This is a genomic window from Desulfobacula sp. (assembly GCF_030611305.1).
Lineage (GTDB): Bacteria > Desulfobacterota > Desulfobacteria > Desulfobacterales > Desulfobacteraceae > Desulfobacula.
In genome coordinates this window covers 1-18,780 of sequence record NZ_JAUWQB010000002.1, presented here as the reverse complement: position 1 = coordinate 18,780, position 18,780 = coordinate 1, and the positions used below count along the sequence as shown (strand labels likewise).

General features: G+C 42.3%; 15 protein-coding genes and 1 riboswitch. Of the genes, 14 read left to right on the top strand and 1 reads right to left on the bottom strand.

Features of this window, described 5'->3' with window-relative positions; genetic code table 11:
- Nucleotides 1–30 precede the first annotated feature (30 nt).
- From QAI40_RS00550 to QAI40_RS00500, 11 genes are all read left to right on the top strand, one after another.
- The gene (locus QAI40_RS00550) at nt 31–195 is read left to right on the top strand and encodes a YjbQ family protein (protein WP_299978423.1); all 165 of its coding nucleotides are present in this window, start codon (nt 31–33) and stop codon (nt 193–195) included.
- A 365-nt stretch (nt 196–560) separates the two neighbouring features.
- Complete coding sequence (carA, locus tag QAI40_RS00545; protein ID WP_299978426.1) at nt 561–1,703, top strand: glutamine-hydrolyzing carbamoyl-phosphate synthase small subunit; 1,143 nt, start codon at nt 561–563, stop codon at nt 1,701–1,703.
- Complete coding sequence (gene carB, locus QAI40_RS00540; RefSeq protein WP_299978428.1) at nt 1,690–4,932, top strand: carbamoyl-phosphate synthase large subunit; 3,243 nt, start codon at nt 1,690–1,692, stop codon at nt 4,930–4,932. Before carA ends, carB begins: the two co-directional genes overlap by 14 nt.
- The gene (gene purF / locus QAI40_RS00535) at nt 4,925–6,340 is read left to right on the top strand and encodes an amidophosphoribosyltransferase (protein WP_299978459.1); all 1,416 of its coding nucleotides are present in this window, start codon (nt 4,925–4,927) and stop codon (nt 6,338–6,340) included. The genes carB and purF overlap by 8 nt, the downstream gene beginning before the upstream one ends.
- 1 nt (nt 6,341) lies before the next feature.
- Nucleotides 6,342–7,337: a radical SAM protein gene (locus tag QAI40_RS00530; RefSeq protein ID WP_299978431.1), complete on the top strand. Its 996-nt coding sequence runs from the start codon at nt 6,342–6,344 to the stop codon at nt 7,335–7,337.
- A gap of 66 nt (nt 7,338–7,403) precedes the next feature.
- On the top strand, nt 7,404–9,605 hold the full coding sequence (locus tag QAI40_RS00525; protein WP_299978434.1) for a cache domain-containing protein: 2,202 nt from the start codon (nt 7,404–7,406) through the stop codon (nt 9,603–9,605).
- 92 nt (nt 9,606–9,697) lie between these two features.
- Nucleotides 9,698–10,369, top strand: a complete 672-nt coding sequence (locus tag QAI40_RS00520) for a response regulator transcription factor (RefSeq protein ID WP_299978436.1) — start codon at nt 9,698–9,700, stop codon at nt 10,367–10,369.
- Nucleotides 10,370–10,704: 335 nt separating this feature from the next.
- Nucleotides 10,705–12,330 carry an AMP-binding protein gene (locus QAI40_RS00515; RefSeq protein WP_299978439.1) on the top strand — a complete coding sequence of 542 codons (1,626 nt, stop codon included), beginning with the start codon at nt 10,705–10,707 and terminating at the stop codon, nt 12,328–12,330.
- A gap of 120 nt (nt 12,331–12,450) precedes the next feature.
- A complete protein-coding gene (locus tag QAI40_RS00510) occupies nt 12,451–12,738 on the top strand; it encodes a hypothetical protein (RefSeq protein WP_299978442.1) in 288 nt (95 codons plus the stop codon).
- Nucleotides 12,739–12,750: 12 nt separating this feature from the next.
- Nucleotides 12,751–14,388: a solute symporter family protein gene (locus tag QAI40_RS00505; RefSeq protein WP_299978445.1), complete on the top strand. Its 1,638-nt coding sequence runs from the start codon at nt 12,751–12,753 to the stop codon at nt 14,386–14,388.
- 102 nt (nt 14,389–14,490) lie between these two features.
- Nucleotides 14,491–15,039 carry a hypothetical protein gene (locus QAI40_RS00500; RefSeq protein WP_299978447.1) on the top strand — a complete coding sequence of 183 codons (549 nt, stop codon included), beginning with the start codon at nt 14,491–14,493 and terminating at the stop codon, nt 15,037–15,039.
- A gap of 18 nt (nt 15,040–15,057) precedes the next feature.
- On the opposite strand, the gene QAI40_RS00495 is transcribed toward QAI40_RS00500, so the two are convergent.
- Nucleotides 15,058–16,293 carry a DEAD/DEAH box helicase gene (locus QAI40_RS00495; RefSeq protein ID WP_299978450.1) on the bottom strand — a complete coding sequence of 412 codons (1,236 nt, stop codon included), beginning with the start codon at nt 16,291–16,293 and terminating at the stop codon, nt 15,058–15,060.
- 230 nt (nt 16,294–16,523) lie between these two features.
- On the opposite strand from QAI40_RS00495, the gene QAI40_RS00490 reads away from it, so the two are divergent.
- From QAI40_RS00490 to QAI40_RS00480, 3 genes are all read left to right on the top strand, one after another.
- Entirely contained in the window at nt 16,524–16,844 is a 321-nt protein-coding gene (locus QAI40_RS00490; protein WP_299978453.1) for a PadR family transcriptional regulator, read from the top strand.
- Nucleotides 16,837–17,349 carry an ABC transporter ATP-binding protein gene (locus QAI40_RS00485; protein WP_299978456.1) on the top strand — a complete coding sequence of 171 codons (513 nt, stop codon included), beginning with the start codon at nt 16,837–16,839 and terminating at the stop codon, nt 17,347–17,349. The genes QAI40_RS00490 and QAI40_RS00485 overlap by 8 nt, the downstream gene beginning before the upstream one ends.
- A gap of 133 nt (nt 17,350–17,482) precedes the next feature.
- Nucleotides 17,483–18,244 carry an ABC transporter permease gene (locus tag QAI40_RS00480; protein WP_304511423.1) on the top strand — a complete coding sequence of 254 codons (762 nt, stop codon included), beginning with the start codon at nt 17,483–17,485 and terminating at the stop codon, nt 18,242–18,244.
- 91 nt (nt 18,245–18,335) lie between these two features.
- Nucleotides 18,336–18,527, top strand: a riboswitch (cobalamin riboswitch).
- The last annotated feature ends 253 nt before the right edge of the window (nt 18,528–18,780 follow it).

Here is an 18,780-nt window from a genome sequence, read left to right as displayed (position 1 = left end):
ATAAAATGAATTCATTTTAAGGAGATCCCTATGAATGCCACAAAAACATTTTTTGATACCATTATCGGGCCTTCCATTGTCGTGCCTGTCAGAGATAGTAAAGCCAGGCTCGGCACCTGGCAGCAGATTGTGGTGATCAATCATGACAACCATGCCAGAAAAAGAATTGTTGAAGTGACGATTTCAGGTATTTAGTGCTAAAATTTATCAGCGGGCTGCATTGGTCAAATGCTGTGTATGACGTCATGCTGTAGCCCAACACTGTTGAACTCCGCTTGCCGGATAAGATCCAATTCGTATCAAAAAAAGGAGGAGTGGCAACATCATATTTGAAATAGCCGGTTCAGAATAAATTGATAATAAAATCACTTTTCAACTTACAGGCAATTGCCTTGAGAAGCAGACAGAACTGACTTGCAAAAATCAGTCCGGTTGTGTTATTTAAACGAACCTGATTTGCAAATAAATTTTGCAGGTTAAGTAAAACGATTCGGGTCTGGCCCGAAAAATTTATATAAGTTAATTTATATCAACACGATGGTGAACAGGTGTAAATTTTTATGAAAGCATTATTAGCCCTTGAAGACGGCAGAATTTTTCCTTGCAGGAGTTTTACAGGACCAGGAGAAGCAAAGGGGGAAGTCGTGTTTAATACCAGCATGACAGGTTACCAGGAAATTCTGACCGATCCTTCCTACTATGGTCAGATGGTTACCATGACATATCCTTTGATCGGAAATTATGGTGTCTGTCCTGAAGACATTGAATCTGACAGGATTCAGGTGGCGGCATTTATTGTAAAAGAATACCAGGATTTTCCGAGCAATTTCAGATCCAGAGGAACCCTTTCAGATTATTTGATCAAAGGTCATGTGCTGGGGATTGAAGACTTGGATACAAGGGCTCTGGTCCGCCATATAAGAAAATCCGGTGCCATGCGGGCTGTCATATCCACATCGGATCTTGATCCCGATTCCCTGGTTGAAAAGGCCAAACAGATCCCTCCCATGCAGGGTAGTGATCTTGTGGGCTGTGTAACCACAAAAAAACCCTATTTCTGGAAGTATAACCGGCCGGACTATATTGATACCACCAAATTGGAAGACCCTTTAATCTGGCATTTCAAAGGCAAAAAACATTCTGTTGTCGCCCTTGATTTCGGACTGAAATACAATATTATCCGATGCCTTGAAAAAGCAGGGTGTGAAGTGCTTGTGGTTCCGGCAACGACAGGTGCCAAGACCATTAAACATCTGAACCCTGACGGCATCTTTCTGTCCAATGGCCCGGGAGACCCGGAACCTGTGACCTATGCCGTCGATACCATAAAAGAACTCTTAGGATTTGTTCCCATATTTGGAATCTGTCTTGGTATGCAGCTTCTCGGAATTGCCATGGGCGGTAAAACCATGAAAATCAAATTCGGCCACAGGGGCGGTAATCAGCCCGTGAAAAACCTTTCAACCAACAAGGTTGAAATCACATCCCAGAATCATGGATTTGCCGTGGATTTAAATACCATTGGCAAAGATCATTGTGCCATGACCCATATTAACCTGAATGAAGATTCCCTTGAGGGTCTTAAAAATGATGCCCTAAAGGCCTTTGCCGTACAATATCATCCAGAAGCTTCCCCAGGCCCCCATGATGCAGCCTATCTTTTTAACCAATTTGCAAAAGTGATTGAAAATGCCAAAACGTGAAGACATTAAAAAAATCCTGATCATTGGTGCAGGTCCGATCATTATCAGCCAGGCCTGTGAATTTGATTACTCAGGAACCCAGGCCTGTAAAGCCCTGAAAGAGGAAGGGTATGAAGTAATACTGATCAATTCAAACCCTGCCACCATCATGACCGACCCTGAAACAGCGGACAAGGTTTATATTGAGCCTGTCACCCCTGAAACCGTTATCAAAGTCATTGAAAAGGAAAGGCCCGATGCCCTGCTGCCCACCCTGGGCGGACAGACCGGTTTGAACACAGCTCTTGAAGCGGCGAAGACGGGTATTCTTAAAAAATATAATGTTGAGATGATCGGGGCTTCTGAGGAGGCCATTAATAAGGCTGAAGATCGTGAGCTTTTCAGGAATGCCATGAATAAAATCGGCTTGAAAATCCCCAAAAGCGGGTTTGCCACCAATATACAGGAAGTTGAAGCAGTTTCAAAACGAATCGGCTTTCCCATCATTGTAAGACCCAGTTTCACCCTTGGCGGAACAGGCGGCGGGGTTGCCTATAATATGGAAGAGGTTGTCCGCCTTTCAGAGGCAGGACTTGCCGCCAGTCTCAATACCCAGGTCATGCTGGAAGAATCGGTCCTTGGATGGAAAGAGTACGAGCTGGAAGTCATGCGGGACCATGCAGATAATGTGGTCATCATCTGCTCCATTGAAAATGTGGATGCCATGGGCGTACACACGGGCGATTCCATCACAGTGGCCCCTGCCCAGACCCTTTCGGACAAGGAATACCAGATGCTTCGGGATGCTTCCATCGCTATTATCAGAGAAATCGGCGTGGATACGGGCGGATCAAATGTCCAGTTTGCCATCAATCCTGAAAACGGGGATATGATTGTGGTGGAAATGAATCCAAGGGTTTCCAGAAGCTCGGCTCTCGCCTCCAAGGCCACGGGATTTCCCATTGCGAAAATTGCTGCCAAACTGGCTGTGGGGTATACTCTGGATGAAATTCCCAATGATATCACCGGTGAAACTCTTGCCTGTTTTGAGCCTTCCATTGATTATTGCGTGATCAAAATCCCCAGATGGACCTTTGAAAAATTCCCTGAAACCCAAGACATTCTGACCACCTCCATGAAATCTGTGGGGGAAACCATGTCCATCGGCAGAACCTTTAAAGAAGCCTTTCAAAAAGGAATCCGGTCCCTTGAAATAGGCAGGGCAGGATTTGGTGGGGATGGAAAAGATCCGCTTCCCGGAAGTGTTGCCGGCAATGAATTAGAGTACAAGCTTTCCACACCCAATTCTCAACGGCTGTTTTATATAAAATATGCCATTGAACACGGCATGCCGATCACTACGATCTATGAAATGACCGGTATTGACCCCTGGTTCCTCAACCAGATGAAACAGATCGTGGATCTTGAAAAACAGATAACGCTTGCCGGCAAGGATCTTCCCCGGGATCTCTTTGAAAAAGCCAAAAAATACGGCTTCTCGGATAAACAGCTGGCACACCTTACCCATCTGACGGAAAAACAGATTGAACAGACAAGAAAAGACCTTGGCATTATTCCGGTTTATAAGCTGGTGGATACCTGTGCCGCAGAGTTCAGGGCAGCAACCCCTTATTACTACTCCACCTATGAAACAGAATGCGAAGCAAGGGTATCGGACAAGAAAAAGGTCATTATCCTTGGCGGCGGTCCCAATAGAATCGGCCAGGGCATTGAATTTGACTACTGCTGTGTTCATGCCTCCTTTGCCCTGAAAGAGGAAGGGGTGGAATCCATCATGGTCAACTCCAACCCTGAAACCGTGTCCACAGACTATGACACCTCTGACAAACTCTATTTTGAACCTTTAACCCGGGAAGATGTGCTTCACATTGTGGAAAAGGAAAAACCCTATGGGGTGATTGTTCAGTTTGGCGGACAGACCCCGCTGAACCTTGCCTCGGATCTTCAGAAAGCAGGTGTGCCCATCATCGGGACCAGCCCTGAAAGCATTGACCGGGCTGAAGACAGGGACCTTTTCCAGGCAATGATGGACAAACTTGGACTGCTACAGCCTGAAAACGGTATTGCAACCTCCTATGAAGAAGCAAGGCAGATCGCAAGGGATATTGGATATCCTGTCATGGTTCGTCCTTCTTTTGTCCTGGGCGGTCGTGCCATGAAAATTGTGTATGATGAAAACGACCTTGAAGAATACTTTTATCTGGCTGTCCAGGCTTCTCCTGATAAGCCGGTACTCATTGATAAATTCCTTGAAGAGGCCTTTGAACTGGATGTTGATGCCATCTGCGACGGTGAAAAAACCGTTATCGGCGGCATGATGGAACATATCGAAGAAGCCGGTATCCATTCCGGTGACTCTGCCTGCGTACTGCCACCATACTCCATTTCTCAAAAACACATTGACGAAATGACAGAGGCAGCCAAAGCCATTGCTAAAGAACTGAACGTTAAAGGCCTGATGAACATCCAGTTTGGTATCATGAAAGAAAAAGTGTACATTATAGAAGTCAATCCAAGAGCTTCAAGGACTATTCCTTTTGTATCCAAAGCCATTGGCGTACCCCTGGCCAAGCTTGCAACAAAGGTCATGCTGGGTAAAACCCTTGATGAACTGGGTTTTACCAGGGAAATTATCCCGCCTTACTATTGTGTTAAAGAGGCGGTCATGCCCTTTGACAGGTTTGACAATGTTGATCCGGTTCTCGGGCCTGAAATGAAATCCACGGGTGAAGTTATGGGGATTGATAAGGATCTTGGTGCTGCCGTTGCCAAGTCCCAGTTTGCCGCCGGACAAAAACTTCCCACCCAAGGCACAGTCTTTATCAGTGTCCAGGACAAGGATAAAATGGCTGCTCTACCGGTTGCCAAAAGCTTTCATGAAATGGGATTTAATATCATGGCCACACGGGGAACCGCCATTTTCCTTGAAAAGAATGATGTTCCCACAAAATTTGTCAAAAAAGTTTCTGCCGGCCGGCCCCATGTCGTGGATGCAGTGACAAACAACGAAATCCAGTTGATTTTAAACACGGGTGCATCAAGCCAGACCAAGCGGGACGGATATGAAATAAGGCGTGCTGCTATTAAATATAAAATCCCTTATGCCACCACTACAGATGGGACAAGAGCCATCTGCAGTGCTATCCAGGCCCTTAAAAAAGAAGGTCTTAGTGTTAACCCCATTCAAGACTATCACCAGGAAAACAGACATGCACAATCCAATGATTAAGGGAAAAAGGCCCAAAGATGAATGTGGTATATTTGGGCTGTATAAACATCCCGAAGCGGCTAAAATCACTTATTTTGGCCTTTATGCCCTCCAGCACAGGGGGCAGGAAAGTGCCGGCATTTCGGTAAACCGGGGTATAAATGATAAAATTTTCTCCCACAAAGGCATGGGGCTTGTCCATAACATCTTTAACATTGAGGACTTAGAACGAATTGAAGGGGGTTCTGCCATTGGCCATGTCAGGTATTCCACCACCGGGGATTCTGTGTTAACCAATGCCCAGCCCTTTGTTGTCAACCACAGGCACCGCTCCTATGCCGTGGCCCACAACGGGAATCTGGTGAATGCCCATATCCTGAAAGAAGAACTGGAAGAGCAGGGTTCCATCTTCCAGACCACCATGGATTCAGAGGTTTTTCTCCATCTTTTTATTAAAAGCCTGATTAAAGGGGATATTGAGAGTGCAATTTTAAAGGCTGTTTCAAAAATTGAGGGCGCCTATTCCATGATCCTTTTAACCTGTAAGGGCGAAGTCATCGGCATGAAAGACCCTAACGGATTCAGGCCTCTGGCTCTTGGAAAACTCAACGGTCATTATGTCCTGGCATCTGAAACCTGTGCCTTTGATCTGGTCCAGGCTGAATTTATCCGGGAACTTGATCCCGGGGAAATTGTCATTATTAATGAAGATGGTATTAAAAGCATTAAACACCCCAAGGCCGCCAAACATAAATCCTTATGCATATTTGAATATATCTACTTTGCCAGACCCGACTCCACCATTGACGGAAAAAATGTCTATGAAATGAGAAAAGCCCATGGACAACGACTGGCACAGGAAGCCCATGTGAAGGCAGACCTTGTCATGCCATTTCCGGATTCAGGCAATTACGCAGCCATTGGATATGCCAGGGAATCAGGAATCCCCTTTGAAATGGGCATGATCAGGAATCATTATGTGGGTCGAAGCTTTATCCAGCCCACCCAGTCCATGCGTGATTTTACCGTCCGTGTAAAACTTAATCCTGTCAGAGAGATTATCAAAGGCAAAGAGATTATCATTATTGAAGATTCCATCATTCGCGGTACCACGGCAAAAACCCGCGTCAAAGCATTGCGTGAACTTGGGGTTAAAAAAGTACATATGCGTATCTCATGTCCGCCTCATAAATTTCCCTGCTATTACGGCATTGATTTTTCTTCAAAAGGAGAACTGATTGCAGCGCAAAAACCCATAGATGAACTACGGGAGTATCTGGGTCTTGATTCTTTGCATTATCTTTCCATTAAAGGTATGCTCGAAGCATCAGGAGTGAAAAATCCGGAGCTAAATTTTTGCAAAGCCTGCTTTGACGGACAATACCCGGTTCCTTTTGATCCGAATTTTACCAAGCAGTGTATGGGATAATATGACAAACAGAACCGTTGCATTTTCGAAGGATTCTTCCAATCTCTTTTTTCACATCTTAACAAAGTGTAACCTTTCCTGTACCCATTGCTATATTAATAAAAATCAACACGGAGCCAACACTCTTGATATTGAAACCATACGGAACTGGCTCGCTCTTTTTTCAAAAAAAACCAGACAGACCAATGTCATTTTTTTAGGGGGAGAACCCACCCTTCACCCTGATCTTCACCTGGCCGTCAAAGAGGCGAAACGCCTTGGGTTCAAATCCATCACCATTGATACCAACGGGTATTTATTTCATAACATCCTGGACAAAATTTCCTGTGATGACATTGACTTTCTTTCATTTTCCCTGGATGGTGCCACAAAAAAAACAAATGATGCCATCAGAGGGAAGGGAAGCTATGACAAGGTGAGGGAAGGTATCCAAAAAGCCCTGGAAAAAGGCTTTTCCTGTTCAATGATCTATACGGTTTCAGATATTAATATTCATGAACTTGAGTTAATACCGGATATGGTGAAAAATCTTGGTATCAAACGGTTTTTTATCCAGGTGATCGGCATGAGAGGTGAGTCATCAAATCCTGATGGAAAACTCCAGGTATCAAAAGAAATCTGGCTTTCCACCATTCCCAAAGTGGCGGAAACGATTGCCTGCCATGGCATTATTGTAACCTACCCAAAGGTGTTTCTCGGCAATGATGAAATATTTCAATGCGCCGGCAATGTGGCTGATAATTATTTTATATTCCCCAATGGCAGGGTGTACCAGTGTCCCATCTGCGAAGACTTTCCCCTGCATTCATATGAAATAAGAAACAATAAATTGATTTCCACACCAAAGATCAATGAAAAAGATCTGTTCAGCCTTACCGTCCCGGAAGGTTGCGTCATGAATAAAATGATTCAGCCCCAAAACCTTTCTTACAACAAAAAAGGCGATCCTGAACATCAAATTGCCTGCTGTATGCTCAAAGAAGAAATCTCCAATTGACAATTGGCTCTGTTTTTGAAAAAGTTCTTTGGTTATGAGTTAATTTAAATAATTTTGGTGTGTATTATGAACCCGTTCCATATAGTTAAAAATTTCCGTATCCGATATAAACTGCTGTTTATCTATTCTTCCACATTTTTTGTGATCATGACCCTTGCAAGCCTGATCATTTATTCCATTGTCAAACGAAATGTTGAAAAAAATATTGAAAACGAGCTTCAAAACTCCACTGCTGCTATATTGAATAATGTAAAAACTGCCGTGTCAGTATCCATAAAAAATCATCTGCGGGCAACGGCTGAGAAAAATCATGAAATCATTCAGCACCTTTATGATCTACAGACAGCCGGAGAAATCGGTCGTGAAGAGGCCAAGGCGCGGGCTACAGATATTATTCTTTCCCAGAAAATCGGAACAACCGGCTATATCTGCATTCTGGACGGTACGGGCAGGGTACTCAAGCATCCTAAAAAATCTTTGGAGGGTTTGGATATTTCCGACCACAAATTTGTACAGGAAATGATTGCCAAAAAAAACGGATATATTGAATATTATTGGAAAAACCCGGATGATTCAACGCCAAGACCCAAGGCTCTTTACCTGAGCTATTTTGAACCCTGGGACTGGATGATCACTGTATCCTCCTATCGAAAAGAATTCAGCAAGCTTGTCAATATCAATGATTTTAAAGAAAGTATCTTGAGTTTAAAATTTGGGAAAACCGGATATTCCTATATCATGGATGCCAAAGGAAATATGATTATCCATCCCGAACTTGCCGGGGTCAATGTGTTTTCCGGCCAAGACTTTTCCAGTCGGTTTTTTAAAAAAATGCTGGAAAAAAAGAATGGAAAAATGATTTATCCATGGAAAAATCCCAGGGATGAACGGTTCAGGAAAAAACTGGTTCTTTTTAACTATATTCCGGAATATGAATGGATTGTGGCCTCCTCCAGTTATCTGGATGAGTTTTTCTCTCCTTTGAATACCATTAAAACCTTTATCATTATAGTGGGATTTGCATCATTGATTATTTTTATTCCCATCACCTTTCTCTTGAGTTCCACTATCACAAAGCCCTTGCGGGAACTGATGAACCGGTTTAATGAAGATATTATCGATGGATTTTCCAATCGCCTGGTTAAAATGGAGTCCCATGATGAGGTGGGTCAGCTCACATTTTACTATAACTCCTTTATGGACAAGCTTGAAACCCATAACAAGGATCTTAAAGCTCAGATTGCAGAACGTAAGCAGGCCCAGGAAGCCCTGCAGGAGAGTGAAGAAAAGTATTGGTCTGTTATGGAAGCAACACCTGATCCCATTGTAGTTTATGATATGGAAGGGAATGTCACCTATATGAATCCTGCATTTACAAGGGTGTTTGGTTATACACTGGAAGACAGCCTTGGGAAAAAAATGGATCATTTTGTTCCCAAGGGGCACTGGAAAGAAACCATGAAAGGAATCGGAACGATCCTGCAGGGCAAAGTGCTGCCGCGAACCGAAACTCAAAGGACAGCAAAGGACGGCAGGGTCATTGATGTGACCACCAGGGGATCGGTCTACCGGAATAAGGACGGAGAGCCCGTGGGATCAGTGATTACACACAGGGATGTATCAGACGTTAAACGCCTTGAAAAGGCTATCATGGAAATAGGAGAAAAAGAGCGGCAAAAAATAGGGAATGATCTGCACGATGATCTTTGTCCCCACTTAATCGGGATTGAAGGGTTAAGCAAGGTACTGAAAAGAAAGGTTGAAGGACAATCTGAAGAAGCAGGGCAGTTGTCGGATAAAATAACGGATTTAATAAAGGAAGCCACTTACAAAACACGCTGTCTGGCACGGGGGCTTTGCCCGGTTTATTTTAACAACGGCCTTGAGGCTTCATTGCAGGAACTTGTGACCAATACCCGGATCATGCACCGAATGGACTGCAGTCTTGACTGCAGGAAAAAAATCCCTGTAGGAGACACCGTGGTGACCATCAACCTGTACCATATTGCCCAGGAGGCTGTTCAGAATGCCATTCGCCACGGGAAGGCAGACAAAATTGAGATCATAATAAAAATACAGAAAGATCTATTTCTTCTCAGTGTGAAGGACAACGGGGCTGGAATGGACCCCTCAAAGGAGACAAACGGCATGGGCTTGAGAATCATGAATTACAGAGCCAAACTTATCGGCGCCTCTTTGTTGATCAATTCTGATGATATCTCAGGTACCCGGGTAAATCTGGCTTTACCTTTAAATGCCTTTAACTGATCCACTGAAATTCCGCTTAATATCAATCATAGTTTAACCATTGCATGAACGGTTTAAAAGTGGTATTTTCAGCCAACGTTGAAAGATGATTTATGCCAAATAAAAATAAAATACTACTGGTTGAAGATCATCCCATTTTCAGACTGGGGCTTGCCGAACTGATCAATCAGGAAGACGACTTTATTGCTTTTGGTGATTCAAGAGACGTGGAGCCTGCCATTAAGGAAATAGAAACCTTAAAACCTGATCTCATTATTGCAGACATCACATTGAAAAAATCTGACGGCATTGATCTTGTAAAATATGTCAAAAAATATCACAAAAATATTCCTGTTCTGGTGTTATCCATGCACGACGAATACTTATATGCTGAACGAGCACTGCATGCCGGTGCCAAAGGGTATATCATGAAACAGGAAGCCATGGAGTCTGTGGTCACAGCCATTCACCATGTTCTTGAAGGAAAAATCTATCTCACTGAAAAAGTAAAAGAGCATATTCTTTCCAATATTTCCGACACCCTGGAAACCAAAAAGAAAACACCCATTGACAGATTGACAGACAGAGAATTACAAGTCTTTAAAATGATCGGCAGGGGCTTTTCTTCCAGAGATATTGCAGAAAGACTCTTTTTAAGCATTAAAACCATCGGTACCTATCGGGAAAGAATAAAAAATAAACTTAATTTAAAGCACGCCAATGAACTGATTAGATGCGCCGTGCATTTTGAAAAGACCGGCCAGATCAGCACCCAGCTTGATTAAATCTATCCTTGTAGGTTCGCAAACCTACATTGAAATACCATTTTAAACTACAAATCCTGCAAAATCGCCTACATTCAAAATCCGGTTTTCACCGATTGTTTAATTCCTCCTACTTTAATACATCAAAGTTAACACGCTATCTCATGTTGTGAAAATTTTGAAGCTCATGTTGAAAATACTTAAATTAAGAAGGCCAGCTGATTGAGGCTGGAAAATATTTTTTTTATAAGACCATATTATCGGAGCAGAAAGGAGGTGAAGCATTTTTTAACCGGTTTTAACACTTAAAGAAGCCAAAATTAACTATACTTCAAAGGTAAAAGGTAAAATATATTATGACTATACAACCAAATATGACTGACTATAACAAAGAGTATAAAGAATTCAAATGGGATGTTCCGGAATATTACAATTTTGCCGGTGAAGTTATTGATAAATGGGCCCAGGACAAAGAAAAGCTTGCCATGCTATGGGTGGACGACAATGGTACCCAGATCAAAAAAACCTTCAACGATATCAGTGTTGCCTCCAAAAAACTGGCCAATGTTTTAAAAGCCCAGGGCATTGGACAGGGTGATGTTGTCATTGTTGTTCTTCCCAGAAACATTGAATGGTGGATCATTTTCACAGCCTGTATCCGCTGCGGTGCCATTATTGCACCGGGGACCACACAGCTCACCTCCAAAGATCTGGAGTTCCGTGCCAGCAAATCCAACGCTGCCTGTATCATTACCAATCCTGCCATTGCAGCAACATTTGATGAAGTGGAAGACAAATGTGACACTGTAAAATCAAAAATTGTTATTGAAGCTGCCAAAGACGGATGGCTCTTTTTTGATGATGCCATGAAAGATGCATCTGATGAATTTGAAACAGCCAAAACAAAAGCTGAAGACAATTGTCTGGTTTATTTTACATCCGGTACAACAGGGTTCCCGAAAATGGCTCTGCATACCCACTCCTATGCGATCGGACACCAGGTAACTGGAAAATACTGGCTGGATCTGAAACTTGATGATATGCACTGGAATGTATCTGATACAGGTTGGGCAAAAGCTGCCTGGTCAAGCTATTTTGGCCCGTGGAACCAGGGATCTGCCCAGTTTATCCATCACACAGACCGGTTTGATCCAATAACCACCCTTGATTTACTGGCCAAACATCCCATTACCACCATGTGCGGCGCTCCCACCATCTACAGGATGCTGGTATTGCAGGATCTGTCCCAGTACAAGTTCCCCACACTTCGACACTGTGTTGGTGCAGGTGAACCATTAAACCCGGAAATCATTGATGTCTGGGAAAAAGCCACCGGATGTATTATCCGAGACGGTTACGGCCAGACCGAGACGGTTCTTCTTGCCGGAAGTTTCCCGTGCATTGAACCGCGTTTCGGTTCCATGGGAAAACCAACCCCTGGTATTGATCTACACGTTATCGATGATCAAGGCAACATCCTTGGGCCAGACGAAGAGGGGGATATCGCTATAAGAGTGGTACCGGAAAGACCGGTCGGCCTTTTTAAAGAATACTGGAAAGAACCTGAAAGGACAGCATCTGCATTTATTCCGGGCTGGTATCTCACAGGCGATAAAGCCTATGTGGACAAAGACGGATACTTCTGGTTTGTAGGAAGGTCAGATGATGTTATCTTAACTTCCGGCTACAGGATCGGGCCATTTGAGGTAGAAAGCGCCCTGATCGAGCATCCAGCTGTTGCAGAATCTGCTGTTGTTTCAAGTCCGGATGAGACCCGTGGTGAAGTGGTTAAGGCCTTTATCATTCTGGCCCCCAATCATAAGCCCAGTGACGACCTGATTAAAGAATTGCAGAATTATGTCAAAAAGACCACCGCACCCTATAAATATCCAAGAAAAATAGAATTTGTAGAAGAATTACCTAAAACCATTAGCGGTAAGATACGACGAATTGACTTGAGAGACTCTGAGTGGGGCAGATAAAAACCCTTTCTATAATCAAAATGGTTAAAACAGGCTAATTCTGCAGGCACCCAATATCCGATTTACTGGGGGAGGGTGCCTGTAAAAATCAAATATCATATAAAATAAGGAAGCTTTTCTATGAAAGAAAAACTCTACAAAAAAGAAATTACACTCACTCTTGTGTTTTCTGTTTTACTGCTTTTAGTGGGTCACTCAGCATCTATTTTCGTTCTTTTTCCAGGGCTCCAGCAAGGCACATTATGGGGCTTTCCCATTCAATACATTGTTCCCATCCTTTTGGGATGGTTTGGTGTTGCGGCAGTCTGTCTGGCCATGACCATCATGTGTAATAAATTTGATGATGAAATGGAAGAATATGTCAATTCCCTTCCACCTTCCTCTGAAACCGAAAAGATTGATAAATAAGGAGACCATAATATGCCAGCTGAATATGCGTTAAGTAATGTATGGATAGGAATCGGTATTGTTTTTATCCTTTTTGTTATTTTCTACAGTGTGGGTTATATGGCCAGTCGTAAAACCATTTCCGATGAAGATTTTTACGCAGCAGGATTTTCCATCGGACCTGTTACCAACGGCCTTGGAATGGCAGCCACCTGGGCTAGCCTTGCAACTTTTTTAGGCGTCATTGCCCTGATTTTAAAACTCCAGGTGCCTTTTGTCTATCTCTGGATTCAATGGGCCATCTCCATTCCTTTGCTCACCCTTTTATACGGGACCAGTTTAAGGCGTATGAAGGCCTTTACTCCCGCAACCTTTATCAGACAAAGATATGGGAAACCCTCTACAGTCGTTATTGTCTGTTGGATGATCCTTATCATGATCATGTATGCACTGGGCCAGATGATCGGTCTTGGACGTGCATTCGAGCTTCTCTTCGGCGTTCCTTATAACATTGCCATCATTGTTGCAGGAATTGCAACTGTCGGATTTATCACTATCGGCGGTATGTACGGAGCCACCTATAATGCAGCCTTCCAGATGGTTGTCATGACCATTGCCATGATCGTTCCCATGGGTGCCATCATGAAAATCATGGGATCATCCGGATGGTGGTTCCCACCATTGGCTTATGGTGACATGGTTCCGGAAATGATTAAAAATATTCCTACATTCTTTGATATGAAATATGATTTCAGATGGTATTTTGCCTTGATTCCCGCGTTTACCTTAGGACCAATTGCATTACCCCATCTGGCCATGAAAGTATTTACTTCTTCCTCTGTAAAAAGTGCGCGCTGGGCAGTTGTATGGTTTGCCATCTTTTTGGGTCTTCTTTTCTCAGGAACCTATGTGGTCGGATTTGCAGGCAACTTCTTTACAGCCACCACAGGCAGGATAATTGAAAAGGCTGACCAGACCCTCTTAATTCTCAATGTGTTTTACAACCCTACACTTGTTGCCGCTTTTGTTATGGGTGGTGCAGTGGCTGCAGGACTTTCCACCATCGGTGGCAACCTCATGGCCATTGCAGGACTTGTGGGATCAGACCTTTTAGGAATCATTGCCCCTGATATGGAGACTTCCAAAAAAATGAAATGGGGATACGCGGCCCTTCTCATGGGTGGAGCCGCTGCCATTCTCATGGCTTTTAGCCCGCCGAAATTTTTGGTGACAAGTATCCTCTGGGCGTTCGGGCTCCTTGCAACCACGGCCACCCCGGCCATTTTACTGGGTGTGTGGTGGAAAGAAGCCAATAAGCTTGCATTAATCGTCTCTTCACTATTCTGCGGATTTCTTTTTATCCTGATCTCTCCCCATGTTCTCCCCTCTATTTGTGTAGGCAAAGGCCTTGTAGCAGCACTTGGCATGTCCGGCGGAATGGTCACTATACCATTAAGTTTTGCCATGTTTATCATCCTGTCCATTGTCTTTAACAGAATGTCCATGTTCCAATCCTATGCTCCCACATTGACAGACAAAAAAGTGATTGACAGAATCCATGGCTGGGGAACAGATTATGAAGAAACCAGATACAACGGCATTACCTGGCCTTTGATTATATCTGCTGTCTGTATCGGCATATTTTTCTGGGGTCTCCAACCCTGGAGTTAAATATTGTTTTTCGAAAGGCACTCTTTTACTGAGTTCAGCCTGACTATAGCATCCCGGGGCCGATAAAGTCCCGAGATGCTGCAAAACAAAAAGGAAACCCGTATGAACTATTTTAACCCCATGATCCGGCTTCTTCAATTTGATATAGCCCCCATAAAAAAGCTGGACATAAAACAGCTGCAATATTCCTGCATCATTAATGTGGCCATGCTGGGATTGATTTACGGATTTTCCGCCTTTTTTTTCAGCGAGATCATTTTAGTTGAAAAAGGCTTTGATGCGTCTTCTTTTAATGCCTTAAAAATTATTGTTGCAGGTATTCCCGTAGTGTTTTTAATGCATGCCAGTGCAGCACTCTTTGTCTGGGTATTTCTAAAAGCTATCGGCGGAAAAGCAAATTTTATACTGTCATACTTTAATATGGGTGCTGCATCTATTTCCCTGTGGCCGTTGGCACCATTTGTAGCTGCCCTTCAAACCGGCAGTCAGATGCCTTTGATGATTGGTCTGGCTATTTGTTTTTCTTTATATGGTTTTGCTGTGAATGTGCTGTTGATTAAAGAGACCTTTCAATTATCCCGAGTCAAGATGTTTATTGCCACATCTGTTACTATAATCTATATCGGGTGTTTCTTATATCTGTGGGTATAAGTTAATATTTTCAGAGGATCAATTTTTTTTTCGTTTTTTCTTTTTTTTCTCCCAGTCTTCCTGTCCCTGGATTAATTCCTGAATGCTTTGAGTCTCATTGGAAAGGGAGAGGGTATAGGTATACTCTTTTTTGCTGACGGGTATGGTTTGAATCTCTTTGTTTAAAAACTGCTGGATATCTTCAAGGCGTTCTTTTTCTTCTCTGCTGCAAAAAGAAATGGCAATCCCTTTATTAACCCCTCTTCCTGTTCTTCCCACCCTGTGGACATAATTTTCACTCTTTTCCGGAAGGTCATAGTTAATGACATAATGAATATCGGGAATATCGATACCCCTGGCACTGACATCCGTGGCAATCATAATCTTTGTTTTGCCTTGTTTAAAAAGGCGCATCACTTCTGTCCTCTCCTTTTGATCTTTTTCCCCATGAAGGGTTGAAGCTTTTATATCACCCCTTTCAAGGGCTTTTGCCACCCGTTCCGCCCGGACCCTGGTTCTGACAAAAACAATAATCCTTGCTTCCGGGTTATCACTGATGAATCTTCGTAAAAAAAACCGCTTATCATCCATTTCAACAAACATGACAAAATGGGATACGTTTTTGGAAACCGGGTCTTCCGGGGAAATTTGAATCCTGATGGCAGAAGATTTTACCTGGGAAAAGGCAAGTTTTTTAATCTCCTTATTAATAGTTGCAGAAAAGAAAAGGGTTTGATGTTTTTTAAAAAGCTTTCTTTTTACTGATTTGATATCATTGATAAATCCAAGGCCCAGCATCTGGTCAGCTTCATCGAGGACAAGGGTATCCACTCGTTGCAGGGTGATAGCCCCCTGGCTGATCAGATCAAACATTCGCCCGGGTGTTGCCACAAGCACATCAATGCCATCGCCAAGTTTTTTGATCTGGGGGTCCTGCTCAACCCCGCCATAAACTGCAAATGCCTTTGTCTTGGTGTGTTTTGAAAGATTATCGAACACGGATCCAATTTGAAAGGCCAGCTCTCTTGTGGGTACCAAAATAATACATTTAATTCCCCAGGACCGCTTTGAGCTCTTTGCCCTGTGGATCTTATCAATTATGGGAATGGCAAATGCCGCTGTTTTCCCTGTACCTGTCTGGGCAATGGCAAGCACATCCTCTCCCTTCATGATAGAAGGAATAGCCTTATACTGGATATCTGTGGGACGTTTAAATCCAAGCCCTGACAGATTTCGTTTGATAGCGGATGATATATGGTATGTGTCAAATTTCATGAAATATTTTGGCCTTTTAACGGTTAAAGCCCTAAAATACAGGCAAATCCTTTAAAATGCAATATCAGAATTTCCGACATTTGGATAATGCCCTTGACACAGATTTACCCTTGAATTTGCATCATCTGATCCTTTTTTATTGACAAAATTAAAGATCAGAATTACTTTATCAGTTATCGATATCGAATTTCAATATCGATAACTGATAACCAAAGGGCCCTGATTATCAAATGAAAAAAAAGATATTACAAAAACTCTATCACGGTTTTGTCCAGCTGCATATCCTGCACCACACAAAACAGGACCCTGTTTACGGAGCCTGGATGATGGAAGAACTGAAAAGACATGGATACAACATCGGTCCCGGAACCTTATACCCACTCTTGAATAAAATGGAACAAAGCGGTCTTCTTACAAAAGAGAAACAAATTGTAAGCGGTAAGGTCAGAAAATATTACTCCATCACTCCATTGGGACTGGAAGTTTTCAAAGATGCAGGAAAAAAGGCTGGTCAGCTTTTCCATGAAATTGAAGGCAGACAAAATGATTAACTTTGAATCTGTATATCTGAAACGAAATGATAAAGAGATTTTTTCCGGTTTGAACTTTTCTGTTCAAAAAAATGAAAAAGTATTGATTCAGGGAAAATCAGGTATTGGCAAAACAACTTTATTTAAAATTCTTCTTGGGTTTGAAACAATAGATAAAGGAAGAGTCTCTTTTAATGATCTTGATATAGTTAAAGAACATATCAAGGATATCCGGCATCAGATTTTTTATCTAAGCCAGGATATTGATCTTAAGGATGGAAGGGTAGGTGAGCTTCTCGATGAAATTTGGGAGCATAACTTATTAAAAAATCAAGACAAGACCCATTTTACGGAGCTGTTGGATTTTCTTGACCTGGGCGAAAAACTTCTGGATCAAACCGTCAAGGAGCTGTCCGGTGGAGAGCGCCAGAGAATCGGTCTGTTAATCTGTTTTCTTCTGGATCGCCCTGTCTGGCTTTTGGATGAACCGACATCAGCACTTGACGATATTATGAAAAAAAAATAGCCGACTTTGTTCTTGATCAGGAAAAAACAATTGTCCTTATTTCCCATGATACTGTCTGGAAAAAAAATAATACAATCAAAATAGAAAGGTGGTTATAAATTTGGGTGCTCAGGATCTTAATCTTTTATCGCTTATGTCGCTCTTCGTATTTCTTATCCCTGTTTTCTATATCAACAGACGATTAAAGTTTACAATAAATAAAACCCTGTTCACCTCAATCATCAGAATGTGTGTACAATTGGGTTTTGTCGGAATTTATCTTAAATATTTATTCAAATTTAATTCACCTGTTTTAAACACAATTTATCTTTTGATAATGATATCCATTGCCTGTCAGTCCATCATACGATCAAGCAACCTCAAGGTGAAACTTTTTTTTATCCCTGTATTCTTTTCTTTACTTATTCCGTTCACCATTATCTTAATTTTCTTTAATGGAGTGGTGGTAAGAATTGACAACCTGTTTGAAGCAAAATATCTTATCCCGATCGGTGGTATGCTGCTTGGTAACTGCCTGAGAAGTATTATCATCGGGCTGAACAATTTTTATTCAGGAATTAAAAAGGATGAGAAAGTCTACCTGTATTCCATATCAATATTTAATAGCCGTATCCAGGCATTAAAACCATATTTTACCCAGAGTTTTCTGGCAGCCATCACTCCGACCATTGCTTCCATGGCAACCATCGGACTTGTCTCCCTTCCGGGCATGATGACAGGGCAGATCCTTGGGGGTTCAATTCCGATTGTGGCAATAAAATACCAGATTGCTATCATGCTCTCAATTTTCTACACAGAATATTTCAGCACTATGTTGTCTGTTCTGTTTTCTTTAAAAGTGGGATTTAGTGAGCTTGATGTTTTAAATCAGGATATTTTTATCTCCAAAGGATAAAATATTTTCTTTCCAATAAGTAGTTTATTATATTGAGGTTATCCGCATTGCCGATCAAAAATTTTTCTTGACACGTGGCTATAATACGTCTATTTTATTAAATGTTTCAGGTGCTGCAAGGTGCAGGTAAAAGGGAATCCTGTGAGAGTCAGGAACGGACCCGCCGCTGTAACCGGGGATGAACGTCACATTTACCACTGTTAAATTAGGTTGTTTTAATGGGAAGGCGTGACAAGTAAAGAAATCCGGAAGTCAGAAAATCTGCCTGAATATTTGGTCATGTTGCTTGCGAGGATGAGGGCAGATCAATAAAATGAGGATAAAAACGGTTCCCATGTCAGATTAAAATCTGGTGTGGGATTTTTTATTTATGCCCTGTCCCGCGTTATTGTAATTAATAAAGGGTGTTGAAATCAATTTATAATTTACAGAATTTACATAATAATTTCAAATTGTTGTGTTGCAAAAGCCTCTGTTTTCGTGTATTATTTTTATTCGCAAAAACAAAAAATTATAAAACAAAAACAGAGGCAATA

Coding starts and splice junctions, on each gene's coding strand:
- QAI40_RS00520 (WP_299978436.1), top strand. CDS start 9,698: ATGCCAAATAAAAATAAAATACTACTGGTTGAAGATCATCCCATTTTC.
- purF (WP_299978459.1), top strand. CDS start 4,925: ATGATTAAGGGAAAAAGGCCCAAAGATGAATGTGGTATATTTGGGCTG.
- QAI40_RS00530 (WP_299978431.1), top strand. CDS start 6,342: ATGACAAACAGAACCGTTGCATTTTCGAAGGATTCTTCCAATCTCTTT.
- QAI40_RS00495 (WP_299978450.1), bottom strand. CDS start 16,293: ATGAAATTTGACACATACCATATATCATCCGCTATCAAACGAAATCTG.
- QAI40_RS00505 (WP_299978445.1), top strand. CDS start 12,751: ATGCCAGCTGAATATGCGTTAAGTAATGTATGGATAGGAATCGGTATT.
- QAI40_RS00490 (WP_299978453.1), top strand. CDS start 16,524: ATGAAAAAAAAGATATTACAAAAACTCTATCACGGTTTTGTCCAGCTG.
- QAI40_RS00515 (WP_299978439.1), top strand. CDS start 10,705: ATGACTATACAACCAAATATGACTGACTATAACAAAGAGTATAAAGAA.
- QAI40_RS00525 (WP_299978434.1), top strand. CDS start 7,404: ATGAACCCGTTCCATATAGTTAAAAATTTCCGTATCCGATATAAACTG.
- QAI40_RS00500 (WP_299978447.1), top strand. CDS start 14,491: ATGAACTATTTTAACCCCATGATCCGGCTTCTTCAATTTGATATAGCC.
- carA (WP_299978426.1), top strand. CDS start 561: ATGAAAGCATTATTAGCCCTTGAAGACGGCAGAATTTTTCCTTGCAGG.
- QAI40_RS00480 (WP_304511423.1), top strand. CDS start 17,483: ATGTCGCTCTTCGTATTTCTTATCCCTGTTTTCTATATCAACAGACGA.
- QAI40_RS00485 (WP_299978456.1), top strand. CDS start 16,837: ATGATTAACTTTGAATCTGTATATCTGAAACGAAATGATAAAGAGATT.
- QAI40_RS00510 (WP_299978442.1), top strand. CDS start 12,451: ATGAAAGAAAAACTCTACAAAAAAGAAATTACACTCACTCTTGTGTTT.
- carB (WP_299978428.1), top strand. CDS start 1,690: ATGCCAAAACGTGAAGACATTAAAAAAATCCTGATCATTGGTGCAGGT.
- QAI40_RS00550 (WP_299978423.1), top strand. CDS start 31: ATGAATGCCACAAAAACATTTTTTGATACCATTATCGGGCCTTCCATT.